The organism is Streptomyces sp. NPDC051452 (genome assembly GCF_044454765.1).
GTDB lineage: Bacteria > Actinomycetota > Actinomycetes > Streptomycetales > Streptomycetaceae > Streptomyces.
Map to the genome: position 1 here is coordinate 360,957 of NZ_JBITEB010000003.1, position 17,776 is coordinate 378,732.

14 protein-coding genes are annotated in these 17,776 nt (G+C 72.9%); 12 read left to right on the forward strand and 2 right to left on the reverse strand.

The features are described 5' to 3' along the window. Window positions 1-69: 69 nt before the first annotated feature. Window positions 70-294 (reverse strand): hypothetical protein, encoded by a 225-nt coding sequence (locus ACIBA9_RS11055; protein WP_399361752.1) that lies wholly within the window; start codon window positions 292-294, stop codon window positions 70-72. A gap of 387 nt (window positions 295-681) precedes the next feature. Here ACIBA9_RS11055 and ACIBA9_RS11060 point away from each other — a divergent pair, with 387 nt between their 5' ends. The 12 genes from ACIBA9_RS11060 (at window position 682) to moeZ (ending at window position 15,888) form a co-directional block, all read left to right on the forward strand. Next, complete coding sequence (locus tag ACIBA9_RS11060; RefSeq protein WP_399361754.1) at window positions 682-1,737, forward strand: alpha/beta fold hydrolase; 1,056 nt, start codon at window positions 682-684, stop codon at window positions 1,735-1,737. A gap of 8 nt (window positions 1,738-1,745) precedes the next feature. Then, window positions 1,746-3,320 carry a DUF3152 domain-containing protein gene (locus ACIBA9_RS11065; protein WP_399361756.1) on the forward strand — a complete coding sequence of 525 codons (1,575 nt, stop codon included), beginning with the start codon at window positions 1,746-1,748 and terminating at the stop codon, window positions 3,318-3,320. 56 nt (window positions 3,321-3,376) lie between these two features. Next, the gene (locus tag ACIBA9_RS11070; protein ID WP_317933593.1) at window positions 3,377-3,472 is read left to right on the forward strand and encodes an Ms4533A family Cys-rich leader peptide; all 96 of its coding nucleotides are present in this window, start codon (window positions 3,377-3,379) and stop codon (window positions 3,470-3,472) included. Window positions 3,473-3,651: 179 nt separating this feature from the next. Then, window positions 3,652-5,370 (forward strand): ABC transporter substrate-binding protein, encoded by a 1,719-nt coding sequence (locus ACIBA9_RS11075; RefSeq protein ID WP_399361759.1) that lies wholly within the window; start codon window positions 3,652-3,654, stop codon window positions 5,368-5,370. Between the two features lie 4 nt (window positions 5,371-5,374). Then, entirely contained in the window at window positions 5,375-6,529 is a 1,155-nt protein-coding gene (locus tag ACIBA9_RS11080; protein ID WP_399361761.1) for an ABC transporter permease, read from the forward strand. Further along, window positions 6,526-7,524 (forward strand): ABC transporter permease, encoded by a 999-nt coding sequence (locus ACIBA9_RS11085; protein ID WP_399361763.1) that lies wholly within the window; start codon window positions 6,526-6,528, stop codon window positions 7,522-7,524. The genes ACIBA9_RS11080 and ACIBA9_RS11085 overlap by 4 nt, the downstream gene beginning before the upstream one ends. Continuing rightward, the gene (locus tag ACIBA9_RS11090) at window positions 7,521-9,113 is read left to right on the forward strand and encodes a dipeptide ABC transporter ATP-binding protein (RefSeq protein ID WP_399361765.1); all 1,593 of its coding nucleotides are present in this window, start codon (window positions 7,521-7,523) and stop codon (window positions 9,111-9,113) included. Before ACIBA9_RS11085 ends, ACIBA9_RS11090 begins: the two co-directional genes overlap by 4 nt. Window positions 9,114-9,352: 239 nt before the next feature. Next, window positions 9,353-11,026: a glycosyltransferase gene (locus ACIBA9_RS11095; protein ID WP_399361767.1), complete on the forward strand. Its 1,674-nt coding sequence runs from the start codon at window positions 9,353-9,355 to the stop codon at window positions 11,024-11,026. Between the two features lie 386 nt (window positions 11,027-11,412). Beyond that, window positions 11,413-12,669 carry a hypothetical protein gene (locus tag ACIBA9_RS11100; protein ID WP_399361769.1) on the forward strand — a complete coding sequence of 419 codons (1,257 nt, stop codon included), beginning with the start codon at window positions 11,413-11,415 and terminating at the stop codon, window positions 12,667-12,669. Between the two features lie 280 nt (window positions 12,670-12,949). Then, the gene (locus ACIBA9_RS11105; protein WP_362164753.1) at window positions 12,950-13,909 is read left to right on the forward strand and encodes an NAD-dependent epimerase/dehydratase; all 960 of its coding nucleotides are present in this window, start codon (window positions 12,950-12,952) and stop codon (window positions 13,907-13,909) included. Continuing rightward, window positions 13,897-14,646, forward strand: a complete 750-nt coding sequence (locus ACIBA9_RS11110) for a spherulation-specific family 4 protein (protein ID WP_399361771.1) — start codon at window positions 13,897-13,899, stop codon at window positions 14,644-14,646. Before ACIBA9_RS11105 ends, ACIBA9_RS11110 begins: the two co-directional genes overlap by 13 nt. Window positions 14,647-14,709: 63 nt before the next feature. Further along, window positions 14,710-15,888 (forward strand): adenylyltransferase/sulfurtransferase MoeZ, encoded by a 1,179-nt coding sequence (moeZ, locus tag ACIBA9_RS11115; protein WP_399361773.1) that lies wholly within the window; start codon window positions 14,710-14,712, stop codon window positions 15,886-15,888. A 65-nt stretch (window positions 15,889-15,953) separates the two neighbouring features. Here the strand turns inward: moeZ and ACIBA9_RS11120 are convergent, their stop codons facing one another. Further along, window positions 15,954-17,510: an alpha/beta hydrolase gene (locus ACIBA9_RS11120; RefSeq protein WP_399361775.1), complete on the reverse strand. Its 1,557-nt coding sequence runs from the start codon at window positions 17,508-17,510 to the stop codon at window positions 15,954-15,956. Between the last annotated feature and the right edge of the window lie 266 nt (window positions 17,511-17,776).

Consider the following 17,776-nt stretch of genomic DNA (forward strand, 5'->3'; position numbering starts at 1 on the left):
TACCGGACCGCCGCGAAAGCCGCACAGCGGTCCTCGCGCGGCCACGGCGCGCGGAACGGTCCCGCGAGGTCAGCGGTAATCGTCCTCGTCCAGTGAGACGACGCGTGCCTGTTCCACCTGGTCGGCGACGTTCGCCTGCCCGGGATCCACCTCGGTCAGCGGGTCGTCACGGACCGGCGCGACGTCGGCGTGCTGCTCGGCGGCGTCCACCTCGGGGGCCTCGACGTCGATCTCGGTGACCGCTTCGGGCTCCAGATCCTCGACCGCGTCGGGCTCGGTGGGGTCATAGGCCATGGTGGGCTCCCTTCCTACGAACGTCCCTGGAAGCAGCAGAAGCCACGCGAGGGTGCCCTCTGTACGAGCCTAGGAGACGGCTGATGCGGACGCCATGCCATCGCGTCCGTCGGCTGTCCGGTTCACCACTCGGCCGTGGTTCACACACGCCCGGGCCCACGTCGCCGAACTCACATGACGTCAGGCGCCTGCCGGAACCGAGCCGTGAGTGCCGCCCGGGCTCACGGGAAACGGGTCGGGAGTGACACGTGGACCACGGGAAACGCGCCGGGAGTGACCCCTGGGGCCCCTGGGAATGAGGCCTGAGTGGCCCCTGAGGCCGGATGAAGGGTGTGCTGTGACGGCGAACACACGGGTTCCGGCGTGATCACCTCGTAACATTGCCACATGTCTTCGACCGAATCGCCGTCCGTCTCGGCCGCCAGTGTGCTTCCCCGGGTGGCGCCCGTCCGGGTCGGCGAGGGCGAGCGGCTGCGGTCCGTGGGCTTGCCCGGCGTCACCCTGACGATCCGTTCCCGGACCCCCGCGCGCGAGGGACTGCCGCCCGCGCTGTTCGTGCACGGCCTCGGCGGTTCCTCGCAGAACTGGTCGTTGCTGATGGCCGAGCTGGACGGCGTGGTCGACGGCGAGGCCGTCGATCTGCCCGGCTTCGGCGACTCCCCGCCCCCGGACGACGGCGACTACTCCGTCACCGGCCACGCCCGCGCGGTGATCCGCCTTCTCGACGCGGCCGGCCGCGGCCCGGTCCATCTCTTCGGTAACTCGCTCGGCGGCGCGGTCGCCACGCGCGTGGCCGCCGTACGCCCCGACCTCGTCCGCACGCTCACGCTCGTGTCGCCGGCGCTGCCCGAGCTGCGTATCCAGCGCTCCGCGGTACCGACCGGGCTGCTCGGCGTGCCCGGTGTCGCCGCCCTGTTCACCCGGTTCACCCAGGAGTGGACGGCCGAGCAGCGGGTGCGCGGGGTCATGGCGCTCTGCTACGGCGACCCGGGGCGGGTGTCGCCTGAGGCGCTCCAGCATGCCGTCGAGGAGCTGGACCGGCGGCTCCAACTGCCGTACTTCTGGGACGCGATGACGCGTTCCGCGCGAGGTATCGTCAATGCCTACACGCTCGGCGGCCAGCACGGGCTGTGGCGCCAGGCCGAACGCGTCCTCGCGCCGGTCCTGTTGGTCTACGGCGGCCGCGACCAGCTGGTCGGCTTCCGGATGGCCCGCAAGGCCGCCCGAGCCTTCCGGGACTCCCGCCTGCTGTCCCTGCCGGACGCGGGGCACGTGGCGATGATGGAGTACCCGGACGTGGTCGCCAGGGCTTTCCGGGAACTCCTGACGGAGGTGGACGACTTGACCGAGCGGGAAGCGACCGGGCGGGACGCGGGCAGACCCGCGGACGCCGGTCCGCGCGGCACCGCCGAGGACGCCACCGTCACCGGCGCGGGGAGCTGAGGGCAGGGGTGGGACGTCACAGCCGCCGTGGACCCGTTCCGAAGGACGACTCCGCGGACATAACCGCACAGCGCGCGCGCCGGCTCGGCACCCCTTCCGGCGATGGCCGGGAGATACCGGGACAGCGGAGCGGACCGCAGCCCGCGCCGTCGAACCGGGAGGGTGCGGCCGGCTCCGGGAATCCGGGCGGCTCCCGGCCCCCCGGTGACGGGCGCCGTCCGGGCGCTCCGGGTGCTCCGGGCGGTCCGCGGGTTCCGGGTGCTCCCGCCGACCCGTCCGCGCCGGGGTCTTCCCAGAGGTCCGCTCCGGGATCTCCGCGAGGGGGGCATCCGCGCGAGGGGTATCCGCGCGAGGGGCACCCGCGCGAGGCGGAGCGTCCCGACGGCACCCCCGACCGGGGCTCGGCCCGGGCCTCGGATGGCACTCCCGCCCACGGTGTGCCCCGGCTCACCGAGGGTGGTCCGGCCCGTGGCGGGCACCCCGAACAGCGGGAGGCGGGCGGTGGCTGGGGGACCCTCGGCGGGCCGGCCGAGGGCGGGGCGGGGACCGGCGCCACGCTGCCCCGGCAACGGCAGGGAGGCCGAGCCGGCGGTTCCGGACGACGCTCAGGGCCCCGGCAGGATTACCTGGACGCCTTCGAGGGCGCGGGCGAGGCCGCCGAGGACGCGGACGTCTCCGCCTCCCGCGCGGACCGTGGGCGCCCTGCCGAGGAGGCACCGGCCACCGAGGAGCGACAGGCCGGTACGCCCGGGACGGACGACACACGCGTGCCCGCGCAGCGGGGCGGCGGCAAGGGGCGCGCCTTCGCCGGCGTCGCCGCGGCGGCCGTCACCACCGTGCTCGCGGTGATCGTCGCCGGGCAGGTGGCCGACAGCCGGGACGGCGACGCCGCGCGGGCCGGGTTCGGAGCCGATGCCGGACAGACCCGCGGCGCGCGTGCCGTGGGTGGAGTGGCGCCCTCGGCTCCGCAGCGCGCGGCGTCGCTGACGTACGAGCAGAAGATGGGCAGGAAGTACCCGCTCGGCGCCACGCTGAAGGGCTCGGGCAAGTTCGAGACCGTGCCCGGCTTCGCCAAGGCGCCCGGGACCGGGCAGAAGTACCGCTACCGGGTCGACGTCGAACGGGGACTGGCGCTGGACGGCGAGCTGTTCGCCGAGGCCGTGCAGAAGACGCTGAACGACGACCGCAGCTGGGGCCACGGCGGCGTCCGTACCTTCGAGCGCGTCTCCTCCGGCAAACCCGACTTCGTGATCACCCTCGCCAGCCCGGGCACCACCGCCGAGTGGTGTGCCAAGTCCGGCCTGGACACCACGGAGGACAACGTCTCCTGCGACTCGGCCGCCACCGAGCGCGTGATGATCAACGCCTATCGATGGGCGCAGGGCAGCAAGACGTACGGGGACAAAATGGTCGCGTACCGGCAGATGCTCATCAATCACGAGGTCGGCCATCGCCTCGGCCACAACCATGTGACGTGCCAGAAGGACGGCGAGCTCGCTCCCGTCATGCAGCAGCAGACCAAGTTCCTCGACCACGACGGAATCCACTGCCTGCCCAACCCGTGGCCCTATCCCGGGAGTTGACAGGGGCCGCTTATGTCACATTGACATGAGCCGCGAGTTCGTTCATATTTCTGCGCATGTGGTCTAGTCACGCCGTCTCCGACAGCGCCGCCATCGAGCTGGCGCTCATCGGTGTGACCGCACTCTGCGTGGCCGACATCCACTGTCGCTGACGCCGCCTCCTGGCGTTCGCGTCGCGACCTTTTCTCTTCTGTTGTCCGTGACCCGTGTCACGGACTTTTCGACGACCCGGCGCCGGGGCCGACGTCTGTCCGCAGCCGTCTCATTCCTCGTTCACACGTCTCACCCTTCGAGAAATCCTCGATCGGCTCCCCGAGAGGTCGTCATTCCGATGCGTCAACCGTCCCTCAGAGCGCGCCGCGTGGCCGCGGCATCCGTCAGCCTGGTCGTGGCAGCGGGCGCCGCCGCCTGCGGTCCGAAGGACAACGATGCCAAGGGTTCCGGTGGCGACTCGGTGCCCCACAAGGGCGGCACGCTCCACGTGCTGAACGCCGAGCCGCAGTCCGACTTCGACCCGGCCCGCCTCTACACCTCCGGCGGCGGAAACGTTCCCTCCCTCGTCTTCCGCACCCTCACCACGCGCAACCGCGAGAACGGCGAGGCCGGCGCCAAGGTCGTCCCGGACCTCGCCACCGACACCGGCCGGCCCAACAAGGACGCGACCGTGTGGACGTACACCCTGAAGAAGGGGCTCGCGTACGAGGACGGCACGCCGATCACCTCCGCCGACATCAAGTACGGCGTCGAGCGCTCCTTCGCCGCCGAACTCTCCGGCGGCGCCCCCTATCTGCGGGACTGGCTGGTCGGTGCCGCCGACTACCAGGGCCCGTACAAGGACAAGAAGGGGCTGTCCGCGATCGAGACGCCGGACGCCCGGACCATCGTCTTCCACCTGAACAAGCCCGAGGGCGAGTTCCCGTACCTCGCCACGCAGACCCAGTTCACCCCGGTGCCCAAGGCCAAGGACACCGGCACCAAGTACGAGTCGCACCCCGTCTCGTCCGGCCCGTACAAGGTCGTCAAGAACGAGAACGACGGCGAGCACATCGTCCTGGCGCGCAACACCCACTGGTCGACCGCCGTCGACGCCGAGCGCAAGGCCTACCCGGACACGATCGACGTCCGCTCCGGCCTCGACTCCTCCGTGATCAACCAGCGGCTGTCCGCGTCCCAGGGAGCGGACGCCGCCGCCGTCACCACGGACACCAACCTCGGCCCGGCCGAGCTGGCGAAGGTCGGCGGTGACAAGGCGCTGGCCGCGCGCGTGGGCACCGGCCACTTCGGCTACACGAACTACATCGCGTTCAACCCGAAGGTGAAGCCTTTCGACGACCCCAGGGTGCGTCAGGCGATCTCCTACGCCATCGACCGGTCCTCCGTGGTCAACGCGGCCGGCGGCAGCGCGCTCGCCGAGCCCGCCACCACCTTCCTGCCGAACCAGAAGTCCTTCGGCTACACGCCCTCGGACCCGTTCCCGGCGGGCAGGTCCGGCAACCCGGCGAAGGCCAGGGAGCTGCTGAAGGAGGCCGGCTTCAAGAACGGGCTCACCATCACCCTGACGCACTCCAACAACAAGGACTTCGAGACCAGCCCGGAGATCGCCACCGCCGTCCAGGACGCGCTGAAGAAGGCCGGTATCACCGTCAGGCTCCAGGGTCTGGAGGACAACGACTACAAGGACCGGATCCACAGCGTCAAGACCGAGCCGGGCTTCTTCCTGGCGCACTGGGGTGCCGACTGGCCCTCCGGCGGTCCGTTCCTCGCCCCGATCTTCGACGGCCGGCAGATCGTCAAGGACGGAGCGAACTTCAACACGGGCCTGCTCGACGACAAGTCGGTCAACGACGAGATCGACGCGATCAACAAGCTGACCGACCTCGGCGCGGCCGCCGAGCGATGGGGCGCACTGGACAAGAAGATCGGCGAGAAGGCCCTCGTCGTGCCGCTGTTCCACCCCGTCTACAAGCGCCTGTACGGCTCGGACGTCAAGAACGTCGTCATCAGCGACTGGACCGGCGTGCTGGACATCTCCCAGGTCGCGGTGAAGTGACGCCGTGAGCGAGGTACTTGTCGCCGTCGAGGCCGCCGGGACGGATCCTTCCGTCCCGGCGGCCTCGGGGGCACGTCGGTTCTGGCGGCGGCTGCGGGGGCAGCGCGCCGCCCTGGTCGCCGCGGCCGTCGTCGCGCTGCTCGTCCTGGTCGCGCTCGCCGCGCCGCTGCTCACCGCGCTGGAGGGCCAGGACCCCACCACCTACCACCCCTCGCTGATCGACTCCGCGCGCGGGGGCGTCCCCCTCGGCTCCTTCGGCGGCATCGGCGCGGACCACTGGCTGGGCGTCGAACCGCAGACCGGCCGGGACCTGTTCGCGCGGCTCGTCTACGGCGCGCGGGTCTCGCTCGGGGTGGCGCTGGCCGCGACGGTGGTGCAGGTCGCCGTCGGCGTCGCCGTCGGTATCGGCTCGGCGCTCGGCAACCGCTGGGTCGATCAGCTGCTGAGCCGCGCCACGGACATCATCGTCTCCATGCCGTTGATGATCATGTCGTTGGCGCTGCTGGCGATCGTGCCGTCCAGCTTCCCGCGGCCCGTTCTGGTCAGCCTGGTCATCGGCCTGATCGCCTGGGGCAACATCGCGAAGATCGTCCGCGCGCAGACCCTCTCCCTCAAGGGGCTCGACTACGTCTCCGCCGCCCGGCTGAGCGGCTGGAACACCTGGCGGATCGCCCGCCGTGAACTGCTCCCCGGCCTCGCCGCGCCCGTCATCACCTACGCGGCGCTGCTCGTGCCCATGAACATCACCGTCGAGGCGGCCCTGTCCTTCCTCGGCGTCGGCGTCAAACCACCCACCCCCTCCTGGGGACAGATGCTCACCGCCGCCGACGTCTGGTACCAGGCCGCGCCGCAGTTCCTGCTGCTGCCCGCCGGCGCCCTGTTCGTCACCGTCCTCGCCCTCACCGTCCTCGGTGACGCCGTGCGCACCGCCCTGGACCCGCGCGCCGCCTCACGCCTGCGCGTCGGCACCGGCCGCCGGGGCAAGGGCGGCGGCACGAAGGCGACCGGCGGCGAGGCCGGCACGAGCACGACCGGCACGAGCACGACCGGCACGAGCACGACCGGCACGCGGGCGGACGGCGGCGGGAGCGCGCACGGCGACACGAGCCGCGAGGGTGCCCACGGCGGCGCCCGCGGCGACAAGGAGGCGACCACATGAGCGGCTTCGGCGGGTTCCTGCTGCGCCGGGCCGTCGGCACGGTGATCACCCTGCTCGCCATCTCGGTGATCGTCTACGTCGTCTTCTACGCCACCCCCGGCAACGTCGCCCAGATCACCTGCGGACCGCGCTGCTCGCCGGCCCAGGTGCACCAGGTCGCCCAACAACTGCACCTGGGCGACCCTCTCTACCTGCGCTACTGGCACTTCCTCGAAGGCTTCTTCGTGGGCCAGGACTTCTCCACGGGCACCTCGGTCGAGCACTGCGCGGCACCCTGCCTGGGGCAGTCGTACCAGACCGACCGGCCGGTCCTGGACATCATCCTGACCAAGCTGCCCGTCAGCCTCTCGCTCGTCCTCGGGGCCATGGTGCTGTGGCTCGTCCTCGGCGTCGGCACCGGCGTGCTCTCCGCCTGGCGGCGCGGCCGGGTCAGCGAGCGCGTCCTGACCGCGATCACCCTGGCGGGCACGGCCACGCCCGTGTTCGTCATCGGGCTGGTCCTGATGATCGTCGTCTGCGGCGAACTGCGACTGCTGCCCTTCCCGCAGTACGTGAACCTCACCGACGACCCCGAACAGTGGGCGTGGAACCTGCTGCTGCCCTGGCTCTCGCTCGCCCTGATCGAGGCCGCGACCTTCGCCCGCCTCACCCGCGCCGCGATGCTGGAGACCCTCGCCGAGGACCACATCCGCACCTTCCGGGCGTACGGCGTCGGCGAGCGGGCCGTCGTCGGGCGGCACGCGCTGCGCGGCGCGTTCGCGCCCGTCATCGCGCTGAACGCCAACAACGTCGGCTCCGCCGTCGGCGGCGCCGTCCTCACCGAGACCCTCTTCGGACTGCCCGGCATCGGCCAGGAGCTGGTGCACGCCGTGAAGGTCGTCGACCTGCCGGTGGTCGTCGGCATGGTCCTGGTCATCGGCTTCTTCGTGGTCCTCGCCAACGCCGTCGCGGACGTGCTGTACGCGGTGGCCGACCGACGGGTGGTACTGGCATGAGCCTGGTGGAAGTCTCCGACCTGAGTGTCGAGTTCGGCTCCCTGCGGGCCGTGGACGGCCTCTCCTTCACGCTGGCGAAGGGCGCCGCCCTCGCCCTCGTCGGCGAGTCCGGCTCCGGCAAGTCGACGGTCGCGGGCGCCCTGCTGGGCCTGCACCGGGGCACCGGGGCCAGGGTCACCGGCTCGGTCCGCGTCGCCGGGACCGACGTCCAGGAGGCCTCCGAGGAGGAGCTGCGGCGGCTGCGCGGCGCCAAGGCCGCCATGGTCTTCCAGGACCCGCTGTCCTCGCTCGACCCCTACTACGCGATCGGCGACCAGATCGCCGAGGTCCACCGCGTCCACACGCGCGTGTCACGCCGGGCCGCACGCGCGCGTGCCGTGGAGGTGCTGGACCGGGTGGGAATCCCGGACGCGGTACGGCGCTCCCGCTCCCGCCCGCACGAGTTCAGCGGCGGCATGCGCCAGCGTGCCCTCATCGCCATGGCCCTCGCCTGCGAACCGGAGTTGCTGATCGCCGACGAGCCGACCACCGCCCTCGACGTCACCGTCCAGGCCCAGATCCTCGATCTGCTGCACACGCTGCGCGAGGAGACCGGCATGGGCCTGCTGCTCGTCACCCACGACGTGGGCGTCGCCGCCGAGAGTGTGGACGACGTCCTGGTCATGCGGCACGGCAGGGCCGTCGAACACGGAACGGTCGGCGCGGTCCTCGCCGCGCCCGCGCGGGCGTACACCCGCGAGCTCCTCGACGCCGTCCCGCGCGTGGACGCCCGGCGTACCGGCTCCCGCGTCCTCGACGAGGTCGTGCTGGAGACCCGGGGCGTGCGGCGCGAGTTCGGGCGCGGCAAGCGGGCGCTCGCCGCCGTCGAGGACGTCTCGCTGACCGTCCGCCGCGGCGAGACCCTCGGCGTGGTCGGGGAGAGCGGCAGCGGCAAGACCACGCTCGGCCGCATGCTGGTCGGGCTGCTGGAGCCGACCGCGGGCGAGATCCGCTACGCGGGGCGCCCGCACACCGGTGTGAACCCGGCCGTCCAGATGGTCTTCCAGGACCCCGTCTCCTCCCTCAATCCCCGCCGCAGCGTGGGCGAGTCCATCGCCGACCCGCTCCGCGCGCGGGGCGGACACGACGAGGCGGGCATCCGGGGGCGCGTGCGGGAACTTCTGGAGCGCGTGGGGCTCGAAGGGGCGCACTACGACCGCTACCCGCACGAGTTCAGCGGTGGTCAGCGGCAGCGCATCGGCATCGCCCGGGCGCTCGCCGCCGAACCGCGCGCCATCGTCTGCGACGAGCCCGTCTCCGCGCTCGACGTCACCACGCAGGCCCAGGTGGTGGCCCTGCTCGGCGAGCTGCAGCGGGAACTCGGCCTGGCGCTGGTCTTCATCGCGCACGACCTCGCCGTCGTCCGCCAGGTCAGCGACCGGGTCGCGGTGATGCGCCGGGGCCGGCTCGTCGAGTACGGGCCGGCCGACGAGGTCTACGACAGCCCGCGCGAGGCGTACACCAGGCAGTTGCTGGCCGCCGTACCCGCGCTCGATCCGGAGCTGGCGGCCCGGCGGCGCGCGGCCCGGCGCGAACCCGCCGCCGTGTGACGTTCGGTGAGCCACTGATCACCGTGTGATCCCTTAGCGCGACTGAACGCGGTCCGCACGCGAAAGTTACGACCGTTCACCCCTTTTGGTGGCGCGATGGACAACCGTCCGTCGCGCCACCGCCTTGTCCGCTTACGTTCGTCCCGCTGCGAGCCGTCGGGCAACGGCGGCTCCCCAGACGGGAGATCGGGGGTGCACACGTGCGCATCGGACTGTTGACAGAGGGTGGCCACCCGTTTGTGGGCGGTGACGCCGGACTCTGGTGCGACCGGCTCGTGCGCGGGCTCGAACAGCACGAGTTCGAGATCTACGCGCTCGGCCGCGACCGGCACCGGGAGGAAGAGGGCCCCGTCCCGCTCCCGCCGCAGGTCCGCCGGGTGCGTACGGCACCGCTGTGGATGCCCGCGGAAGACGGCTCCGGATACGGGCGGCGCGCGCGCCGGCGCTTCGCCGAGTACTACGGGGAGCTGGCCGGGGCGGTGTGCGCCGGAGCCGACGCGGAGCCCGGTCCCGGATCCGATGACCTGGCGGACCGTTTCGCCAGCGCGCTGTACGGGCTGGCAGAACTCGCCCGCGAGCAGGGCGGACTGGTCGGCGCCCTACGGTCCGACACCGCCGTACGCGCCCTGGAGCGCGCCTGCCGCGCCCCGGGCGCATTGCGCACGGCGCGCGAGGCGCGCGTACCGGATCTGCTCACCGTCGCCGCACACCTCGAACGCGCCCTGCGCCCCCTCTCCCTCGACTGGTACGACGACGACGGCCTCGCCGCGGCCGACCTGTGCCACGCCGCCGCGGGGGGCCCCACCGCCCTGCCCGGCCTGCTCGCCCGGCACCTGTGCGGCGTACCGCTGCTCGTCACCGAGTACGGCGTCCAGCTCCGCTCGCACTATCTGACGCTCGGCGCCGGCGCCGACACCCCCGCCGTCCGCACCCTCCTCGCCGCCTTCCACGGCCGGCTCGCCACCGAGATCTACCGCCGCGCCGAGATCCTCACCCCGGGCAATGCCCACGCCCGCCGCTGGCAGGAACGGTGCGGCGCCGACCGCGGCAGGATCCGCACGGTCTACCCGGGCCTGGAGGCCGACCGCTTCGCCGAGGCCGGCGAGGCCCCGGACCGCTCGGACCCCGACACGCTGGTCTGGCTCGGCCGGGTCGAGCCGGCCAAGGACCTGGTCTCCCTGCTGCACGCCTTCGCCGAGGTCCACAGGGAGGAGCCGAAGGCGCGTCTGCGGATCGTCGGCTCGCACGCCGGACCCGAGGGCGAGACCTATCTGCGCCACTGCCGGGCGCTCGCCGCGCAGCTCTTCCCGGACGAGGCGGAGGGCGCCCACGCCGTCGGCGACAACCCGGTCTCCTTCGAGGAGATCGGCGGACCGGAGGCCCCGACCCTGTCCGACGCGTACGCGGCCGGTGCCGTCGTCGTGCTGTCCAGCGTGGTGGAGGGATTCCCGATCAGCCTCATCGAGGCCATGCTCTGCGCCCGGGCGACGGTCTCCACGGACGTCGGCGCGGTGGTGGAGGTCATCGGCGGCACGGGTCTCGTCGTGCCACCCCGCAATCCACGGGCGCTCGCCGAGGCGTGCGTGGCACTGCTGCGCGACCCCGAGCGCCGTGCGCGGCTCGGTGCCGCCGCGCGCGCCCGGGCGCTCGAACTGTTCACCGTCGAGCAGAACATCGCGGCATTTCACGGCATTTACCTGGAGATCGTGTCGCACTGCCCGGTCCGCCGGGTCGTCCTCGACGAGGCCGGCGAGCTCCTGCCGTTCGCCGCTCCCGCCGAGTCCCAGGTCCCGGGCCACTGGACCGGCCCCACGGCCCGCGTCCTGCCCCGGAGTACCCCCGGCTGGGCCACGGGCGCGACGGTCCGCGCGACGGTCCGCGCGACGCCGTTGGCGGCTGCGGAGGGCGCGTGATGAACCCGTACGACGAGCAGCCCGGCGGCCGGAGCGACGCCGCGCTCGATGAGGGCAGTGGACCGTGTGCGAGTCATGTGCCCGGCGTGAGTCATGTGCCCGGCGTGAGGCCTTTGTCCGGTGAGACCGGCGGTGTGGACTGCCCGAGGACGCCCCGGGGCGCCGTTCCGTGGGACGCGCGGTCGGGGGAGTGGGTCTCGGGAGGGCCGGGCGGCGAGTCGGCCCCGGCGGAGGCCACCGCGGCGGCCTGGCGTGAGGAGGCCGAGGCCGGCCGTTCGACGGCCACGGACCTCGTGAGTGCCGCTGAACCTTCGATATCGATGGCTTCCATCGGCGTTTCGGGCTTCCCGGCGCCGCGCGGGCCCGAAAGAGACACGCCTGCCCCGGTGACCGCCGCCACGCGCCCCGCGTTCTCGTCGGCGTGCGGCTTCGATGAGGCGGGCTTCGCCGAGCGCGGTGGTGGGCGGGGCGGCAGGGAGCCCGGCGCGGACGTCGTGCCGGAGCCGAAGCCCGGACCGAGACGTGCCCCCGCCTCCCGGCGTGGGGCCGGGGACCCCGTCAAGGCCCTGCTGCACCGGCACCGCGAGCTGTGTGAACGGGCCGTGGACCCGCTGGAGATCGCCGCCGGCCTGGAGGCGCACGGGGTCACCGACCGGGCCGCCGCCCGCTTCCGGCACCGGGACGTCTTCTCGCTCGCCGAGGAGCTCTACGCGCGCGTGCCCCGAGGCGCGGGGCCCCGCCCGGAGTCCCGGAGCCAGGCCCTGCCCGTGCCGCGCGTCCGCGTCGGCTGGGTCCTGCTCACCCTTCTGCCCGGTCTCCTCGGCGCGATCACCGCAGGCGCACTGCGGTCCACCCACGGGCACCCTCGCGCGCTGGTGGCCCTCGGCGGCGCCCTCACCGTAGCGCTCGCCACGCGCGCGGCCCTGCGCCACGGCCCCCTCGCGAGCCCGCCCGGCACGCGCGCCCGGCGCGCGGCGAGCGGTACGCGCGCCAGCACGCTCTGGCTGCTGGGCTACGCCCTCCTCGGCGACGGCCTGCTCCACGCCGTCGTGACCGGTGGCCCCCACGCCTGGCCCACCGGCGCCGCCCACGGCTCCTGGCCCACGGCCGCCGCGCCCCTGCCGGCCCTGACGCTGGCCTGCGCTCCGGCGGCGTGGTGCGCCCATCTGCTCACCGCCGGCGCCCGCCGCAGGCTCGCCGGCAGCCGGGGCCTGGAGGACTTCACCTCCGCCGCGAAACCCCTCCTACTCGGCACGTTCACGCTGTTCCTCGGCGCACTCGCGGCACTGCTCGCGCTGTGCGGCACCGCGCTGCGCGAACCCTCGGCCTACCCCGGGACACTCGCCCTGGGCGCCCTGCTCCTGCTCGCCCGTCTGCTGATCGTGCACCACCGCCGGCACGCGCCCGCCGTCGCCCTCGGTGCCGCGGCCACGACGGAGGCGGCCGTCCTGCTGCTGCCCCTGGCCGCCCGACTGCCCGGCTGCGCCGCCCTCGCCGCCCCCACGCGGTTCCTCGTGCACGCCTGGGGCGCCGCCGCCGCCCCGGCCCTCGCCTGCGGCGCCGCCGCCCTCGCCCTGCTGCTGCACGCCGTCCGCACCCTCACCCAGGCCTCGGCCCACGTGCCCACGGGAGCAGCCGAGTGAACCTTCCGCCACCGGACCGAACCGAGCCCCACGCCGACCGCCCGGGAGCGCCCGGCAACAGGGGGCGACGGCAACCGGCGGCGCCCGGCCCACGCCGGAGGCACCCGCACCACCCCTTTGAAGGAGACCACCAGATGACCACCTCCCGACCCGGAGCGCCCACAGCCCCCGGATTCGCCGGATTCGCGGGAAGCGCCGGAAGCGCCGGAGCGGCCGGAGCGCCCGCGGAGGCCTTCGCACCGGCCCGTTCCACCGGCGAGCTCACCACGGGGGGCGCCCGATGAGGGTCCTGCTGATCGGAGCCAACGGATACCTCGGCCGCTTCGTCGCCGACCGCCTCCTCGCCGACCCGGCCGTCCAGCTCACCGCGCTCGGCCGCGGCGACGACGCCGACGTCCGCTTCGACCTCGCCACCGGCAGCCCGGGCGCGCTCACCCGCTTCCTCGACGCGGTGCACCCCGGGGTCGTCGTCAACTGCTCCGGCACCACCCGGGGCGGCGCCCGCGAACTCACCCGGCACAACACCGTCGCCGTCGCCACCGTCTGCGAGGCCCTGCGGCGCAGCGGCTGCGGCGCCCGCCTGGTGCAGCTCGGCTGCGGCTCCGAGTACGGCCCGAGCCAGCCCGGTTCCTCCACGGCGGAGGACGCCGTGCCGCGCCCCGGCGGACCGTACGGCGTCAGCAAGCTCGCCGCCACCGAACTGGTCCTCGGCTCCGGCCTCGACGCCGTCGTCCTGCGCGTCTTCTCGCCCGCCGGCCCCGGCACCCCGGCCGGCTCCCCGCTCGGCCGCCTCGCCGAGGCCATGCGCCGCGCCATGCAGTCCGGTGACGGCGAACTCAAGCTCGGCGGGCTCGGCGTCCAGCGCGACTTCGTGGACGTACGCGACATCGCCCGCGCCGTGCACGCCGCCTCGCTCTCCGCCGCGCAGGGCGTCATCAACATCGGCTCCGGCCGTGCCGTCCGCCTCCGCGACGCCGCGGCCGTCCTCGCGCGCGTGGCCGGATACGGCGGCTCCCTGCACGAACTCGATGCCCCGCCCGGCCCCCTGCGCGCCGCCATCGGCCACCCGCGACCCGACTCCGACCACGCCGGCCAGCCCGCGTACCCGTACCCCGACGGCTGCGGCAGCTGGCAGCAGGCCGACGTGCGCACCGCCCGCGACCGGCTCGGCTGGCGGCCCCGGATCAACCTCGAGGAATCCCTGGCGGACATCTGGATGGAGGCGGCATGCCGCATCTGACCCGCGGCACCGGGAGCACCACGAGCACCGGTGTGCGCACCGCCCTCGGCATCCCCGGATACGCCCACCCCTTGGTCGCACCCGCCCAGTGGGCGGAACTGGCCCGCCCGGGCACCCCGCTGGACTGGGTCGTCCTCGACGTGGCCGCGGGACCCGGCAGCCGGCCCGACCCGCACTGCCTGGAAGCCGTGGTCCGGCTGCGCGCCGCGGGCGTCCGCGTCCTCGGCCACCTCGACCTCACCTACGGCGCGCGCACCCTGGCCGACCTCCTCTCCGACGCCCACCGCCACCTCGACTGGTACCGGGTCGACGGCTTCCTGCTGGACCGCTGCCCCACCGAACGCGCCGAGCTCTTCGAGGTCCGCCGCGCCGTCGGCACGCTCCGGGCGATCAGCGAGACCGCGCACGTCGTCCTCGGCCACGGCAGCCACCCGCACCCGGGCTATGCCGAGACCGCCGACCAGCTCGTGACCTTCGCCGGCCCCTGGTCCGACTACCGCTGGTCGCAGGTGGCCGAGTGGACCGCCGACTACCCGCCCGACCGGTTCTGCCACTTCGTGCACGGCGTGCCCCTCGGCCACCTGGACGAGGCGCTGCGCATCGCCCGCTGGCAAGGAGCCGCCACGGTCTACTTCACGGACCGCACCGACGGAGGCGGCCGCACCAACCCCTGGGAGACCATGCCCGGCTACTGGGACGACATCGTCTCGCGGGTCGGAACAGGTGTCTCGGAATGAAGAAGCCCATGGCAGTGTTACGAGGAGTACATCTGTAGTGATCGACCGACCAACGGAGTTCCCGTGTCGCTGCCACCCCTGGTCGAGCCAGCTTCTGAGCTCACCGTAGACGAGGTCCGCCGGTACTCCCGCCACCTGATCATCCCGGACGTCGGGATGGCCGGGCAGAAGCGGCTGAAGAACGCCAAGGTGCTCTGTGTGGGCGCCGGCGGCCTGGGCTCGCCGGCGCTGATGTACCTGGCCGCGGCGGGCGTCGGCACGCTCGGCATCGTGGAGTTCGACGAGGTCGACGAGTCCAACCTGCAGCGCCAGATCATCCACAGCCAGGCCGACATCGGCCGGTCCAAGGCCGAGTCCGCGCGGGACAGCGTCAAGGGCATCAACCCGTACGTGAACGTGATCCTTCACGAGGAGCGGCTCGAGGCCGACAACGTGATGGACATCTTCAGCCAGTACGACCTGATCGTCGACGGTACCGACAACTTCGCGACCCGTTACCTGGTCAACGACGCCTGCGTGCTGCTGAACAAGCCGTACGTGTGGGGTTCGATCTACCGCTTCGACGGCCAGGCCTCCGTCTTCTGGTCCGAGCACGGCCCCTGCTACCGCTGCCTGTACCCGGAGCCCCCGCCCCCCGGCATGGTTCCCTCCTGTGCCGAGGGCGGCGTCCTGGGCGTGCTGTGCGCGTCCATCGGCTCCATCCAGGTCAACGAGGCCATCAAGCTCCTCACGGGCATCGGCGAGCCGCTGGTCGGCCGCCTGATGATCTACGACGCCCTGGAGATGCAGTACCGCCAGGTCAAGGTCCGCAAGGACCCGGACTGCGCGGTCTGCGGCGAGAACCCGACCGTCACCGAGCTCATCGACTACGAGGCCTTCTGCGGCGTCGTCTCCGAAGAGGCCCAGGCGGCGGCCGCCGGCTCCACGATCACTCCCAAGCAGCTCAAGGAGTGGATCGACGACGGCGAGAACATCGAGATCATCGACGTCCGCGAGCCGAACGAGTACGAGATCGTCTCCATCCCGGGCGCCAAGCTGATCCCGAAGAACGAGTTCCTCATGGGCTCCGCGCTGGAGGCCCTGCCGCAGGACAGGAAGATCGTCCTGCACTGCAAGACGGGTGTCCGCAGTGCGGAAGTCCTCGCCGTCCTGAAGTCCGCGGGATTCTCCGACGCCGTCCACGTCGGTGGCGGCGTCATCGGCTGGGTCAACCAGATCGAACCGGAGAAGCCGGTCTACTGATCCGGTGGCCCGGTGCGGGATTCGGGGGCTTCGGGTGCGTGCCGCGTCCGGAGCCCCCGCCCGCGTCAGGAGCAGACCGCTCCGTCCTTCGGCACCACACCCTTCAGTAGGTAGGCGTCCACCGTCGAGTCGACGCAGTCGCTGCCGTTGCCGTAGGCCCCGTGTCCCTCGCCCTTCCAGGTGAGTTCCACGCCGACACCTTTGCCCAGCTCGTCGGCCATCCTGCGGGCGCCCTCGTACGGAGTGGCCGGATCCCCGGTGTTGCCCACCAGCAGGATCGGCGCCGCTCCCGGAGCACTGACCTTCGGGGTGTCGGCCTGTCCCGGTATCGGCCAGTCGTGGCACCAGCCGGCCGTGTCCCAGCCCAGGAAGTCCCCGAACACCGGCGAGATCCGCTCGAACTCCGCCAGTCGCCGTTTCGTCTCGGCGGGCGTCGGCCGCTGCCTGTCGTCCAGACACGATATGGCCCGTTGGGCGTGGGACGTCGTGCCGTAACGGCCCGAGGCGTCGCGCTCGTCGTAGTCGTCGGCGAGGGCGAGCAGCGCCGAACCGTCGCCCTTCTCCGCCGACTCCAGCGCATCGGTCAGCGACGGCCAGCCGGCCTCGCTGTACAGCGGCAGGACGATCCCGGTGACCGCGAGCGACTGGGTCAGCTTCCGTCCGGACGATGTCGGCAGTGGCTTCGCGTCGAGCCGGTCGAGCAGGGCCGCGATCTTCCGTGAACCCCGCTTCGGGTCCTGGCCGGTGGACTTCAGGTAGTCGTCCAGCGCCCGCTGGAAGCCGCGGGCCTGGTTCTCGGCATGGCCGACCGTGTCCGCGGTCGGGTCCACCACCGCGTCGAGGATCATCCGGCCCACTCGCCCCGGGAACAAGTGGGCGTACACACCGCCGAGTTCGGTGCCGTACGAGATGCCGAAGTAGTGCAGCCTGGCGTCGCCGAGGACCTGGCGCATCAGGTCCATGTCGCGTGCGGTGTCGATGGTGGACACATGGGCCAGCAGCGGGCCGGCGGCCTTCCGGCAGCCCTGGCCGAAGTCGGCGGCGTCCTTCAGATACGCCTTCTCCTCGGCCGGGGTGTCCGGGGTGGCGTCCACGTCCTCGGCGGCCGCGATGTCCCGGTCGGTGCGGCAGCGGATGCCCCCGTCGGCGCCGACCCCCCGCGGATCCCAGCTCACCAGGTCGTAGCGTTTCCGCAGCGAGGAGACAGTGGCGGCGTAGGAGGGCATCGTCGAGACCCCCGAGCCGCCGGGGCCACCGAAGTTGAACAGCAACGAGCCGATGCGGTCGCCGCCGGTCGCCTGTGCGCGGATGAGGGCGAGGCGGATCGTCGCGCCGTCCGGTGCCGACCAGTCGAGCGGCACCTTGAGCGTCGCGCACCGCCAACCCTCGCCCGGCGCCGGCGCGTCACCGTCGGCCGCGCAGCGACGCCAGTCGAGGCGCTGGGAGGTGAGGGAGGCCGGGAGGTCTCCGCCGGACGCCGACGAGGCGCCACGGCCCGAGGACGCCGCCGGGGGAGCCGTGTCGGTCCCCTTGCCCCCGTTCCCGTCCGACGAGCCACCGCCGCAGCCGGCCATCAGCAGCGCCGCGGCCACGACGGCCGTCCGGCGCGGAAATCGCCACATGCGCACCCCCCTCACAGGCCCCTCGCGTCGTGCCGCGCAGGGCGTCCCCGCCATGTTAGGCGCACCGGCCCCAGCCCGTTACGGCCTGTGGATAACCCTCTGACCTGCGGCTTCAATGTGCCGTCGGGTACTTCCATGGAGTGTCGGGTCAGGGTGTCGGGCCGTCGGACCGTCGGCTGTGGTCATGGGCGACCGGACTCCAGCCGAGGTTCGTGGGGCCGGAGGCCGGGGGTCCGGGGGGTTGAGGTTCGTGGGGCCGAGGGGCC

Bases quoted from the DNA above. Each gene is read 5' to 3' on its own strand.
- ACIBA9_RS11055 (WP_399361752.1), bottom strand. From the start codon at position 294: ATGGCCTATGACCCCACCGAGCCCGACGCGGTCGAGGATCTGGAGCCC.
- ACIBA9_RS11060 (WP_399361754.1), top strand. From the start codon at position 682: ATGTCTTCGACCGAATCGCCGTCCGTCTCGGCCGCCAGTGTGCTTCCC.
- ACIBA9_RS11070 (WP_317933593.1), top strand. From the start codon at position 3,377: ATGTGGTCTAGTCACGCCGTCTCCGACAGCGCCGCCATCGAGCTGGCG.
- ACIBA9_RS11075 (WP_399361759.1), top strand. From the start codon at position 3,652: ATGCGTCAACCGTCCCTCAGAGCGCGCCGCGTGGCCGCGGCATCCGTC.
- ACIBA9_RS11085 (WP_399361763.1), top strand. From the start codon at position 6,526: ATGAGCGGCTTCGGCGGGTTCCTGCTGCGCCGGGCCGTCGGCACGGTG.
- ACIBA9_RS11090 (WP_399361765.1), top strand. From the start codon at position 7,521: ATGAGCCTGGTGGAAGTCTCCGACCTGAGTGTCGAGTTCGGCTCCCTG.
- ACIBA9_RS11105 (WP_362164753.1), top strand. From the start codon at position 12,950: ATGAGGGTCCTGCTGATCGGAGCCAACGGATACCTCGGCCGCTTCGTC.
- ACIBA9_RS11110 (WP_399361771.1), top strand. From the start codon at position 13,897: ATGCCGCATCTGACCCGCGGCACCGGGAGCACCACGAGCACCGGTGTG.
- ACIBA9_RS11120 (WP_399361775.1), bottom strand. From the start codon at position 17,510: ATGTGGCGATTTCCGCGCCGGACGGCCGTCGTGGCCGCGGCGCTGCTG.